We start from the raw sequence: 12,461 nt of genomic DNA on the forward strand, positions 1-12,461 counted from the left end.
GTGCTAAAGACAAAGTCTTTAGCGGTTCTTTAGATTCCATTGCGTTCTTCCTAAACTCCCTCGGCGTAAGTATCCGATCGGGCACTTTTTTGCTTAGCGGTATTAATTATCTTTAAGGGGCAATCTCAGTTGAAATGTGAAGACATCATTAGTATGTTTAAGTGTTAAGGTTCCTTCGTGCAACTCAGCAATATTTCTGGCAATGGAAAGACCGAGTCCAGCTCCTGTTTGAATTCCTTCGCTATTTCTTGAATGGTCAACCTTATAAAATCGGTCAAATAGTCTTTTCTCTTGATCTCGTGTAAGAGGAGTCCCTTTATTTTCAATTTCTATGGAAATGTCACTATTGGTTGTCATCCGTATGTAAATGCTTCCTGGCTTGAAGGAATATTTTAATGCATTCATAAGAAGATTATCGATAGCCCTGGCAATTTTTTCGCTGTCAATTAAAGTGAATAGTGGTAAGTCAGAGAAATCTTTCACGAGATTCATGCTATTTTCTTGAGCGATCGGTTCGAATTCAAATAACAACTGATTCAAAAGCTGAGATAAATCGATTTTTTCTAGTTTTATCTGGGATTCAACTGAAGTAAGCCGGGTATATTCGAATAAATCATCAAGTAGCTTCTTCATATGAATCGCTTTGTTGTAGGTGTTTTGAATGAAACGCGTGTATTCTTCTTTATCTTTAAACGAACCTGTTCGTAAAAGCTCAATGTATCCGATAATGCTTGTAAGTGGTGTACGTAAGTCATGTGAAATACCTGTGATCATCTCCATCTTTGATTTTTCAGTTTCACGTTCCTTGATGATCTGTTTCTCTAGATGTTCGGCCATCCGATTGATGTTTAACGCCACCGATCCCAGTTCATCTTGTCGTTCGATAGTTACCCGGTAACTTAAATTACCTTCAGAAATAATTTGAAGTCCGTGCTCCAATGCAATTAAATCTTTGACAATTCCTCGGGTCAATGTAAAAAATGTAATAACAAAAATAACTAAAAACATGGGTGTAAGAAGATAGGCCAGAGATTTGAATAGCCATCCCCATTTTGTTACATTTCCTAAGTGAAAGAATAAGAGGCTAACTGAGATGTTTATTGTAATGGCAATTATTAAGCTCAACACCATCTTGATTAAAATATTGGTCTGAATTCGTTTGTTTTTTTCTGAATTTCGCATAATTTTAGTCAATTTTATAGCCAACTCCCCAAACTGTCTTAATGTACAGAGGCTCTCTTGGGTTTTCCTCTAATTTTTCTCTTAAGTTACGAATATGGACCATTACGGTATTTTCAGAATACCCATACGGTTCTTTCCATACATTCTCGTAAATTTTTTCCGAACTAAAAACTTGCCCAGGTCGGCTTGCAAGTAGCGTTAAAATCGAAAATTCTAGTGGAGTCAATGAAACATTAGCTCCCTTTAACTTCACGGAATGTTTATTTTTATCTATTATCAGGTCTTTAATTATAAGTATTGAATTGAATTTTTCCTTCCCAATTAAGGACTGGCGGCGTAACTGGGCTTTTACACGAGCCAGTAGTTCCAGTGGATTAAATGGTTTGATCATGTAATCATCTGCCCCAGTAGTTAAACCTGTGATTTTATCAATGTCTTCTTGTTTGGCTGACAGCATAATAATAGGAATATTTGATATCTCTCTTATTTTGAGACAGGCTATGATACCATCCATTCGCGGCATCATGACATCAAGGATAACCAATTGAATGGATGTTGTTTGTATTGCAATCAGTGCCTCCTGACCATCTGCTGCTTCACGCACTTGGTAACCTTCATTCCGTAAATAAACATGAATAACATCTCGAATTTCAGAATCATCATCTACAATAAGGATTGTATTCATTAATTACAACGCCCCTTCTTCATTTATTTCTAATAGTTCCCTTTTTACGACAGACATAGACTATAGCAGGGGGGAGATTAAAAGGCACGAGCTCTATTTTTTCAATACTAAAATATTCGGATAATTGCTTCTTCATCTGAAGTGAATATTGAAATGCAACAAATAATCCTCCTGGTTTTAGCGCTTGATAAATCTGTTCCACTAAGGTTTCTCTCAGTTCAAGCTCAAAATTAAAAAAGGGCAAACCACTAAAAATACAGTCTAGCTGATGAACATGTAAATCCTTCATTGTTTCTACTAATTGAGAAGCATCTGGATAACATGAGAAGTCAGGGTATTCTGTTTTTATTTTATTTCTCATTGTCTCATCCATTTCAAACAATAATACTTTTGTTGTTTTATTTACCTTAGTGCTAATTGCACGAGTGATTGCACCTGTCCCTGATCCAAGTTCAGCAACGGCCTTAACCTCGGGCCATTTCGCTTGTTTAACCATGGAATCTGCGAGAAACCGTGAACTTGGTATAACACTACCAACCCGTTTTGGATGTTGAATAAAACTTCGTAAAAATAAAATATTTTCATTGAAGCTCACTTAGTTTTCCTCCATTAATTTAAGATTTAATTGAAATTAGGGATTGAATAAATTTGATAGAATGTGATCCCCGAAGTACGTACCTGCCGAGAAAAACATTAAGGTCCAACCTAAAGCACTGGTATAAGAAATAAGAGCAAATCGTCTATAACTTGTACCGCTTAGTCCGATTAATAGAGGGATGATATATCGTACAACTGGGATAAACATGCCAATGTACATAGCCATATTTCCGTATTTTTTCAAGATCTGCTCTGCTTTTTGAAAATGTCTATTCTGCTGGAATCTGTTCTTCAGTTTTTGACCGGAGAATTTACCTGCAAAATAAGCAAGTGTAAAGGCTGTTATTAGCCCTGACAAAATGCAGAAGTAAGTCATCCATGAATTAATTACCTCCATGTGGCTCAGGGTTGCTCCTGTGAGGATTGTAATTTCATTAGGGATTGGAATTCCAAAAGGTCCTAGAGTGAAAGCAAGATAAAAAATCAGATATCCATACTGATTGATTAGCTCTAAGATCGTATTACTGGCCAATATGACACCTCTTTCGCTCAGTTCAATACAGAAATCTTAACGAAAAATTCTGAGGATTTAGTGGTGAGAATTCTAAAGAAATCCTGAAGAGGTGTATGGGAATCCTATGAAGATGATGTTTTTATCCGGGATAAGCAAAGCGAAGTGTTCCTAGATCATAAAAATGTCTCGTCTGGATTATCAAGGTGAATAACTCTCAGTAGCTGGATGGTGAGAGTAGATATTCAAAATATTAGTATTTATACAAAAAAGTCCTGATGATCAAGAAACCTTTGATCAATCAGGACTTTTTTATTTTCATACACCCGGGTAATACTATATTAATGGGCAAACTAGGTTGTCTCCCGTTGGATTAGTTGAAACGACAGCGGCTGCAGCTCCATGTCCCGACCAAGCAGCGCTGGAGCCAGCAGAAGAAACGCATTCTCCGCCTGCCCCGCAATCGGATTCCGTACAGTGGTAATTCCGAGCGTCTGCGACAGCTCAGAATTGTCAAACCCAAAGATGGCCAGATCGCCGGGCACATTTAACTGCTGCCTGCGTGCTTCGCTAAGGACGCCTACGGCAACCAAATCATTGGCGCACAGAATAGCATCCGGCTGATCAGGTTGTCCCATTAGGGTCTGCACCAATTGCTCTCCATCTCGGATTCCATAGATCATGGAGTAATACCATTTCTCCATAACGGGAAGATTATATTTGGCCATGATTTGCTCATAGGCCAGGCGTCTACTGTGGGTATTAATGCTGCTGGGACGGCCAAAAGCATTAGCGATGCGCTTATACCCCCGCTCTATCAAATGCTCCAAAGCGAGTGTGTATCCATCATATTGGTTCATGGCAACGGACGGTATTTCAGGATGGTCCATACGCTGCCAGGATACGATGGATCCGTATTTGCAGTAGGAAGAGATAACATTCTGTTCGTTGACGGAGGTCAGGATGAGCAGGGCGTCGACCCGTTTCATTTTGAGATCTTCAAAAGCCTGAAGCTCCTTCTGCTTATCCCCGCCGGTAGTATAAATAATCGTCTGGTATCCGTAACGACCTGAAATTTCGACGAAGCTGTTCATAAAACTCAGAATAAGCTCGTTTAGGTCCATGGTGATCATGCCGATTTGTTGTGTTTGACCTTTGGATAAAGAAATGGCATTTCGGTTAGGAACATAGTCCGTTTCTTTCATGATGGCGAGAATTTTCTCACGAGTCTCCTTGCTAACATGAGGCGATTGGTTCAGGACGCGGGACACCGTGGCTTTGGAAAAGCCCGATAGCTTAGCAATTTCGTCAAGAGTGGACATCGGTTTGTTCTCCTTCGCATGAATAATACTTGACATGTAACGCGTTCCAAGGTTTAGGATTCAAATTAGAGCAGTAATCCTATACTATCACAATAGCAAAGGCGGGAAAAAATATGGAATTGCAATTTCCAAAAGGATTCTTATGGGGCGGTGCTGTAGCAGCCAATCAGCTTGAAGGGGCGTATCAGGAGGATGGTAAAGGATGGTCCACCCAAGATGTTATGCCGAAGGGGATTAAGTCTGCGCCTACAGAGGTTCCTACCGACGATAATATGAAGCTGGTGGGAATCGATTTCTATCACCGATATAAAGAAGATATTAAGCTGTTCGCGGAAATGGGCTTTAAAGTATTCCGGACGTCCATTGCCTGGTCCCGGATTTTTCCAAAAGGGGACGAGCTGGAGCCCAATGAAAAAGGTCTGCAGTTTTACGACGACCTATTCGATGAGTGTCATAAATACGGCATCGAGCCACTGGTGACTATCTCCCATTATGAAACTCCGCTACATCTGGCAAGAGAATATGATGGATGGGTTAACCGTAAGATGGTGGATTTTTACGAGCGCTATGTGAGAACGATATATAATCGTTACAAGAACAAGGTTAAATATTGGCTGACCTTTAACGAGATTAACTCCATTCTTGAGTTCCCATTTATGAGTGGCGGGATCAATACGCCGTTAGAGAAATTGAGTAAGCAGGATCTGTATCAAGCTATTCATCATGAGTTCATAGCAAGTGCTCTGGCTGTGAAAATCGGCCATGAAATCAATCCTGATTTCCAAATCGGGTGTATGGTGCTCAGTATGCCGATTTATCCGCTCACTCCGCATCCGGACGATTTGATCAAGGCAATGCAAAGTGATCACAAAAATATGTTCTTTGCGGATGTTCATGCTAGAGGGTATTACCCTGGCTATATGAAGCGGTTCTTCAAAGAAAATGGGATTCACATTCATTTTGAACCAGGGGACGAAGAGATTCTGAAGCATACTGTGGATTTCATATCGTTCAGTTACTATATGAGCACTTGTGAAACGGCTGATCCAGAGAAACAGATCAGAGGAGAAGGGAACCTGCTGGGTGGGGTGCCTAATCCGTATCTGGAAGCGAGCGAATGGGGCTGGCAGATCGACCCACAAGGCTTGCGTTATGTTATGAATATGTTCTACGACCGATATCAGAAACCGCTGTTTATCGTGGAAAATGGTCTTGGCGCTGTCGATCAGCTGGTATTAGATGGGAACGGCGAAAAGGTAATAAACGACGACTATCGGATCAATTATTTACGAGATCATCTGGTTCAGGTCGCGGAGGCTATTGCCGACGGAGTGGAAGTCATGGGCTATACAAGCTGGGGCTGCATCGACTTGGTTAGCGCAACGAGCGCCGAACTAAAGAAACGTTATGGCTTCATTTATGTGGACCGTCATGATGATGGTTCAGGTACTCTTGAACGATACCGGAAGAAGTCCTTCCACTGGTACAAAGAAGTGATTGAATCAAATGGACAGAACCTGTTCTAGGATGTCGGTTGACATCATGAATTGAACATGTTAATTTGTAAATAACAATTAATCGGATATCAGGATTGCTACTGCATAGCAGGCAAAACCTAAGTTTCATTTATGTTTACGGGAGATTTCTCTCTCGTGCATGAATGTGATTTAGGTTTTTTTGCGTTCATTCCTTCTCGATTGATTAATATATCGGTTACCAAAGGGGTGTAGGATAATGAGTTATGAACAGCTAGGTAAAGACATCATTCAATCTGTCGGTGGAGAGAAAAATATTAACAACGTAATTCACTGTGCTACTCGACTAAGATTCACGCTTAATGATGAACAGAAAGTTGATAAAGAAAAGCTGGATAAAATGGAAGGGATTATTGGTGCGGTTAGCAAAGGGGGACAATTCCAAGTTATTGTGGGTACCCATGTTGCTGATGTCTATAAAGAGATAAGCAAATCCATATCCCCTAGTAATAATTCTGGCGATAATACGGTTAAGAAACCTATAGGAACCCTGATTTTTGATGTGATTTCTAGAAGCTTCTCGCCTTTAATTGGTGCCTTAGCGGGTGCGGGTATGTTGAAAGCGCTATTAACTGTACTGACTTCGTTACATGTTTTAGCGGCGGATGGAGAGACTTACAAAGTACTAGCCGGCGCTAGTAATGCTGTGTTTTACTTTCTGCCAATTTTCCTAGGCATTACGTTATCGATTAGACTTGGTGTAAATGCTTATGTAGGGGGCGCTATCGGTGCGGCCTTACTCGAACCTAATATTACGGGATTAGCCAGTGTTGAATCTCCACATTTTCTAGGTATTCCTTTAGTAATGTCGGATTATTCATCGAGCGTTTTTCCGATTTTCATCGCCATCTGTATATATGCTTTACTAGATAAGCAACTAAGAAAATTTATACACAAGGATTTACAATTGTTCTTGGTACCTATGTTATGTTTGATGTTAATTGTTCCTTTAACCATTTTGGTTTTCGGACCGTTTGGAGTGAATGTAGGGAACTTAATCGGAGACGCTATTGTGTTCCTCAGCAGTAAGAGTGGTATTATTACGGGTGCAATTGTGGGGATTTCCTGGACGTACCTGACCGTGCTCGGTTTGCACTGGGGACTCGTTCCGATTATTCTTGAAAACATTGCTAAGGGTGGAGATCCGATCTATGCAATGGCAGGTATGGCTATTTTCGCCCAACTTGGTGTAGCTTTAGGGATTTTCTTGAAAACAAAAGACAAAAAGTTGAAAACATTGGCCGGAAGTACCTTTTTACCTGGCGCGCTCTCAGGCGTAACTGAACCTATTATTTACGGATTGTTGACACGTTACAAACGGACTTTTATTTATGTATCCATTGCCGGTGGTCTAGGTGGAGCAATGTCGGGTCTTGCTGGCGTAAAAATGGAAGTATTCGCATTTGTGAGCGTATTAAGTCTTCCAGCATTCAATCCTTTGGCTATTCAAGCGATCATAGCTCTTGGGACGATTATATTGGCTACGGTGATTACGATGTTCTTTGGTTTTGAAGACAAAAAGAAAGCGAATGCTGTGGAAGAAACATCGAATGGTGTAGAAGAAAAGACGAATACTGAAAAGAGCGAAGTTATTCTCCCACACGCTGTGAAAAGTACAACTATTGTAAGTCCTCTAGCTGGTAACGTAATCCCTTTATCCTCAGTAGATGATGCTGCATTTGCTTCTGAAGCAATGGGCAAGGGGATGGCAATCGAACCTTCAGAAGGTAAGCTGTACTCCCCGGTAAGTGGGGTTGTATCCACCATTTTCAGAACAGGTCATTGTATTGCAGTCGTATCGGATGATGGCGTTGAAGTCCTGATCCATATCGGTATAGAAACTGTGAAGTTAAAAGGGAAATACTTTGATGTGAAAGTGGAAGAAGGAGCAACGGTTAAACAGGGTGACCTACTGATTGAATTTGATCTCGAACAAATAAAAAATGAAGGCTATCAAAGCACAACGCCAATCATTATTACCAATACAGCTAACTATAGTGACGTCATTGGCACCAAGAAAGCAGCGATCACTCCGGGGGAAGATTTGATGTCTGTTGTCGTTTGATTTAGTGGCTGGCCATAAGAATTAAAATGAAATCGATCTCTTAGTATGGATGCTGAGAGGTCGATTTTTTATGAAAAACATAATAAAAATATAGCTAGTTGCGCATAATGGAAAGGATTGCTAGATGCTTGTCGATTAAATAAGTCCATGGTATGATTTTTATTAATTAATAATTGTGGATTGTTACTGGTCGTGCAGGCAAAACCCGAAGTTAAGCCATTTGTTTAATGGTTACTTTTGGTTTTGCCTTTTTTAATTTCTGGTACAAGGGGTTGCCGTATGCGGATCGAAAAAGTGTTAAACAACAATGTTGTTACTGTCATAGATGATCTTAATTTTGAACTGGTAGTCATGGGAAGAGGACTTGCCTTTAAGAAAAAACAAGGGGACTATCTAGAAGAAGACAAAGTTGAAAAGATCTTCACTTTAAGCAATCAAAAGCTTTCAGATAAGCTAAAAACGCTTCTTTCTGAGATTCCAATAGAGCATATGGAGCTTTCAGAAGAGATCATCAATTTCGCCAAGCTGCAACTAGGTAAAATGCTGGATGATAGTATCTACATCAGTCTGACCGATCATATCAGCTTTGCGTTAGAGCGATTCTCAAAAGGGATGAAGATTAAAAACGCCATGCTATGGGAGATCAAAAAGTTCTATAAGGAAGAATATGAGGTTGGGAAAGCTGCACTTCAAATTATTCATTCAAAGTTTGGCATTATGCTTCCCGAGGATGAGGCTGGACATATTGCTCTCCATCTGGTGAATGCTGAACTGAATGAAGAGATGCCGAATATGGTCAATATTACGAAGATTATGAATGACATCTTAAATATAGTGAAGCATCATTTTAGACTAGAGTATGATGAGGAGTCACTCGCTTATTATCGGTTTATCACTCACTTGAAATTTTTTGCCCAACGTCTCATCAACGGCACTCCACCGCCAGATAATGAGAACGGCTTATTTAATATAGTGAAGGAGCAATACAAAGAAGCTTTCGCCAGCGTTGAGAAAATAAAAATCTATATTGATAAAACATACAATCGTGAATTAACAAATGATGAAATGCTGTATCTTACCATACACATTGAAAGAATTACAAACCAAAAAATGGAGTAGCAAACATCCTAATGATCAAGGAAGCCCTTGATTTATTAGGATTTTTTTTAGAAAAAAGTCCAGCTATATTAAATTTTAACTTTGACTTTCGGTGGAATCACGTATAAGATAACTATTATGTTATCTATGATAATCATTATCAATAGAATGATAACAATTATCATAGAATATAACTTCGAGCGTTATATACAGGGGGATAAAGAGAATGCACAAAAGGTTAATTAGTTTATTTATGGTTATTGCTATCATATTGGTAGTATCGGGCTGTGGTACTAACCAAAAGAATAATTCAACATCAAACGCGGGAGCAAATGACAAACCAGCTTCTGAAAACGCAAGTAGTGAATCTACAAGCGGTCCGATCGTATTAAAAGATTCTAAAGGCGAGGTTAAGCTGGATAAGCCTGCGCAAAAGGTTGTAGTTCTGGAGTGGACATTTACGGAAGATATTATTGCGCTCGGAATGCAGCCGGTGGGGAATGCCGATAACGAAAACTACAAGTTATATGTAACTTCTGAAGTACCACTCGATGCAAGCGTAACGGATGTTGGTTCACGCGACGAGCCGGATCTAGAGACCATTGCTTCATTAAAGCCGGATTTGATTATTGCGAATACGGGTGGACACGAAGGAATTTATGATCAATTAAAAGGCATCGCTCCAACACTGATTTTCGGTCTGTATCCGGAAGAAGGACAAGGCAATCAGTATACGTTGATGGAAGATACTTTCAAAACGATTGCAGCGGCTGTAGGTAAAACTGCGGAAGGCGACAAGGTTCTTGCTGAGCTGGATGCACATTATGCGGAAGCGAAGGCAAAGCTGGCTGAAGCAGGTAAAGAAGGCTTGAATTACGTGCTGACGCAAGCTTACAGCTATCAGAATGCAGCAACATTGCGTCTCTTTACAGACAACTCACTTGCTGTACAAACATTGGAACGGATTGGTCTAAAGAACGACTGGAAACCCGAAAAATTCGAAGTTTACGGCTTCACTACATCAACAGTTGAAGCATTGCCGGCTGTTCAGGATACTAACCTGATGTATATCGTTCAGAAGGATGATAATATTTTCACGAAAGAACTGAAGGATAACTCCGTGTGGAACGGCCTTAACTTTGTGAAAGAAAATCGTACCTTCGGATTGAGCAGTACTACTTGGGTGTTTGGCGGTCCGATTTCCTCCAAAGTTATCGTGGATGAAGTAGTAAATACATTAGCGAAATGAGTGCTTTTATGAACGGGAAGAGCAGCAAAGAAGCCTCAAGTGGAATGACTTGGCGAATCATTGGAATATTTGGGGGCGGCCTTGCCGTCCTCTTTGTTCTGTCCATTCTAAGCCTAGGCTTCGGCGAAGCCAAAATTCCTGCAGCTACGGTATTGGAGGGATTGCTAAATCGCCAGGATGTGATGGAACATAATCTGCTCTGGGATATCCGGATGCCTCGTACGGTAATTGGCCTACTGGCTGGGGCCGCTCTAGCTGCGGCTGGAGCATTATTGCAAACGATAACGAAGAATCCGCTTGCTTCTTCAGATACATTGGGGATTAATGCCGGAGCTTATTTTATGGTTGTTCTAGGTATGGTTACTTTTCCAGCTTTGCAGCATGAGTTCCCATTTTTGCTTGCAGTAGCAGGGGGGCTGCTTGCTGCACTGGCTGCCTATTTGTTGAGTGGTGGTAAGGGGGCCACGCCTGTCCGATTAGCTTTATCAGGTATGATCGTGTCTATGGTTCTCGGCGCGTTTACATCGGCCCTACATATTTTTAACAAGAACGAAACGCAAAACCTATTTTTATGGGGCTCCGGCTCACTGATTCAGCTAGATTGGGACGGTGTTAAGTATGCCTGGCCTTTTGTTATTCCATTGCTAATAGCAGCTATGCTCGCAGGTAGGCAGTTTGACGCGTTGGAGCTTGATGAGTCCACTGCTCGTTCACTCGGGCAACGTGTTGGATTGGCACGGGGGTTAGGTCTAGGTTTATCTGTATTGTTGGCTGCGGTCGTGGTCAGCGTGGTCGGTCCGATCGGATTTGTGGGTCTGGTGGCTCCTCATCTGGTTCGGCTTAGCGGTATTCGAAAGCATCACCTGCTCATTCCTGCAAGTGCGCTGTGGGGAGCACTGCTCATTACGGCAGCGGATACGCTTGCGCGTATGGTTCGTAGCAGTGTAGGTGAGATGCCAGTTGGGGCGGTTATGGCGATTATTGGAGCGCCTTGGCTCATATGGCTGGTGCTCACCAAGATGAAAAATATATCGGGTTCAGGCTCAGGTCAGTCATCTATGAATATAGGTGGAACTGCGCTTCGGATGCGCTTTGTTCCGGCGGTGATAACCATGACCGTACTGCTCGTTGCGGTTATCCTTGTGAGTTTGTCACTTGGGGGAACGAGAATACCGATTAGCGAGCTACTGAGCAGTCTTATCCACAGCGGAGATGGATCTTATTCCGTCCTGCTGAATTTACGGCTTCCGCGTACACTCGTTGCGGCTGGAGGCGGTATCGCGCTTGCCATTAGCGGTGTCTTGATTCAAAGCGTTGTCCGAAATCCGCTGGCTGACGCCTCCATTATTGGTGTGACCTCGGGTGCTGGATTGGGGGCGTTAACCGTAATGGTCGCTTTTCCGGCATTGACGGTATTAGCAGTCCCTATTGCAGCAATTGCGGGTGGTGCTTTGGCTGCAGCCTTTGTGTTTGTTATGGCATGGCGTAGAGCCTTGAATCCATCTGTCCTTATCCTGCTTGGAATTGCAGTATCAGCAATTGCTTCTGCGGGAATACAGGTCATGATCGTCAAGGGCAGTTTATGGAGCAGCAGCTCCTTAATTTGGTTAACGGGTTCGACTTACGGACGAAGCTGGAATCAATTTAATAGCTTGTTTATCTTCCTGATTGTACTCGTTCCTTTTGCTTATTATTTAGGACGTAGATTCGATTTACTAGCATTTGGCGATGAGAGTTCAACAGGTCTGGGCTTGCCCGTTCGCGGAACTCGGCTTTGGGCGATGATTATCGGTGTGATGCTTGCAGCGGGAGCTGTTGCAAGTGTAGGAACCATTGGGTTTCTCGGACTTATGGCGCCGCATGCTGTACGGATGATGATTGGGCATCACACGAGACGATCTATTGTTCTGTCAGGATTACTTGGCGGATTGATGCTCGTGATTGCGGATACGCTGGGAAGAACCATTATGGCGCCGAAAGAAATTCCATCGGGTCTTATAATAATGTTGATCGGAGCTCCGTATTTCCTATTTTTAATGTATCGGTCGCAAGTCAGAAAGGTGTAACCCTTGGGGAGAGAGTGGTAATACTGCTCTCTCTTTTTTATTTCTTTGAGTGCTTAGCTCGTCTTTCATCATGGATTGATGGGTGTCTAGATTATTTTTTTGTAACCTATAAATCATGAAACTTTTATATACTTAGAAGCGTCAGATGAGT

Annotated in this window: 10 protein-coding genes; 5 read left to right on the top strand and 5 right to left on the bottom strand. The window is 41.7% G+C overall.

The window, feature by feature from the left end; genetic code table 11:
* Positions 1-102: 102 nt before the first annotated feature.
* The 5 genes from NSQ29_RS00260 to NSQ29_RS00280 form a co-directional block, all read right to left on the bottom strand.
* Entirely contained in the window at positions 103-1,182 is a 1,080-nt protein-coding gene (locus tag NSQ29_RS00260; RefSeq protein ID WP_341124038.1) for a sensor histidine kinase, read from the bottom strand.
* 4 nt (positions 1,183-1,186) lie between these two features.
* Positions 1,187-1,867 carry a response regulator transcription factor gene (locus NSQ29_RS00265; RefSeq protein ID WP_341124040.1) on the bottom strand — a complete coding sequence of 227 codons (681 nt, stop codon included), beginning with the start codon at positions 1,865-1,867 and terminating at the stop codon, positions 1,187-1,189.
* A 19-nt stretch (positions 1,868-1,886) separates the two neighbouring features.
* Entirely contained in the window at positions 1,887-2,462 is a 576-nt protein-coding gene (locus tag NSQ29_RS00270; protein ID WP_341124042.1) for a class I SAM-dependent methyltransferase, read from the bottom strand.
* Positions 2,463-2,498: 36 nt separating this feature from the next.
* Entirely contained in the window at positions 2,499-2,996 is a 498-nt protein-coding gene (locus NSQ29_RS00275) for a DedA family protein (protein ID WP_341124043.1), read from the bottom strand.
* 332 nt (positions 2,997-3,328) lie between these two features.
* Positions 3,329-4,297, bottom strand: a complete 969-nt coding sequence (locus NSQ29_RS00280) for a LacI family DNA-binding transcriptional regulator (protein ID WP_341124044.1) — start codon at positions 4,295-4,297, stop codon at positions 3,329-3,331.
* 113 nt (positions 4,298-4,410) lie between these two features.
* Between NSQ29_RS00280 and NSQ29_RS00285 the strand changes: the two genes are divergently transcribed.
* The 5 genes from NSQ29_RS00285 (at position 4,411) to NSQ29_RS00305 (ending at position 12,310) form a co-directional block, all read left to right on the top strand.
* On the top strand, positions 4,411-5,823 hold the full coding sequence (locus NSQ29_RS00285; RefSeq protein WP_340972803.1) for a glycoside hydrolase family 1 protein: 1,413 nt from the start codon (positions 4,411-4,413) through the stop codon (positions 5,821-5,823).
* A 208-nt stretch (positions 5,824-6,031) separates the two neighbouring features.
* Positions 6,032-7,897, top strand: coding sequence for a beta-glucoside-specific PTS transporter subunit IIABC (locus NSQ29_RS00290; RefSeq protein ID WP_341124045.1), 1,866 nt, complete (start codon positions 6,032-6,034; stop codon positions 7,895-7,897).
* 279 nt (positions 7,898-8,176) lie between these two features.
* A complete protein-coding gene (licT, locus tag NSQ29_RS00295; protein ID WP_341124046.1) occupies positions 8,177-9,016 on the top strand; it encodes a BglG family transcription antiterminator LicT in 840 nt (279 codons plus the stop codon).
* A 205-nt stretch (positions 9,017-9,221) separates the two neighbouring features.
* Positions 9,222-10,244, top strand: a complete 1,023-nt coding sequence (locus NSQ29_RS00300) for an ABC transporter substrate-binding protein (RefSeq protein WP_341124049.1) — start codon at positions 9,222-9,224, stop codon at positions 10,242-10,244.
* Positions 10,241-12,310, top strand: a complete 2,070-nt coding sequence (locus NSQ29_RS00305; RefSeq protein WP_341124052.1) for an iron ABC transporter permease — start codon at positions 10,241-10,243, stop codon at positions 12,308-12,310. The genes NSQ29_RS00300 and NSQ29_RS00305 overlap by 4 nt, the downstream gene beginning before the upstream one ends.
* The last annotated feature ends 151 nt before the right edge of the window (positions 12,311-12,461 follow it).

The sequence above is a fragment of the Paenibacillus sp. FSL F4-0236 genome, assembly GCF_038000135.1.
Taxonomy (GTDB): Bacteria; Bacillota; Bacilli; order Paenibacillales; family Paenibacillaceae; genus Paenibacillus_AQ.

Bases quoted from the DNA above. Each gene is read 5' to 3' on its own strand.
- NSQ29_RS00290 (WP_341124045.1), top strand. From the start codon at position 6,032: ATGAGTTATGAACAGCTAGGTAAAGACATCATTCAATCTGTCGGTGGA.
- NSQ29_RS00285 (WP_340972803.1), top strand. From the start codon at position 4,411: ATGGAATTGCAATTTCCAAAAGGATTCTTATGGGGCGGTGCTGTAGCA.
- NSQ29_RS00265 (WP_341124040.1), bottom strand. From the start codon at position 1,867: ATGAATACAATCCTTATTGTAGATGATGATTCTGAAATTCGAGATGTT.
- NSQ29_RS00260 (WP_341124038.1), bottom strand. From the start codon at position 1,182: ATGCGAAATTCAGAAAAAAACAAACGAATTCAGACCAATATTTTAATC.
- NSQ29_RS00280 (WP_341124044.1), bottom strand. From the start codon at position 4,297: ATGTCCACTCTTGACGAAATTGCTAAGCTATCGGGCTTTTCCAAAGCC.
- NSQ29_RS00300 (WP_341124049.1), top strand. From the start codon at position 9,222: ATGCACAAAAGGTTAATTAGTTTATTTATGGTTATTGCTATCATATTG.
- NSQ29_RS00305 (WP_341124052.1), top strand. From the start codon at position 10,241: ATGAGTGCTTTTATGAACGGGAAGAGCAGCAAAGAAGCCTCAAGTGGA.
- licT (WP_341124046.1), top strand. From the start codon at position 8,177: ATGCGGATCGAAAAAGTGTTAAACAACAATGTTGTTACTGTCATAGAT.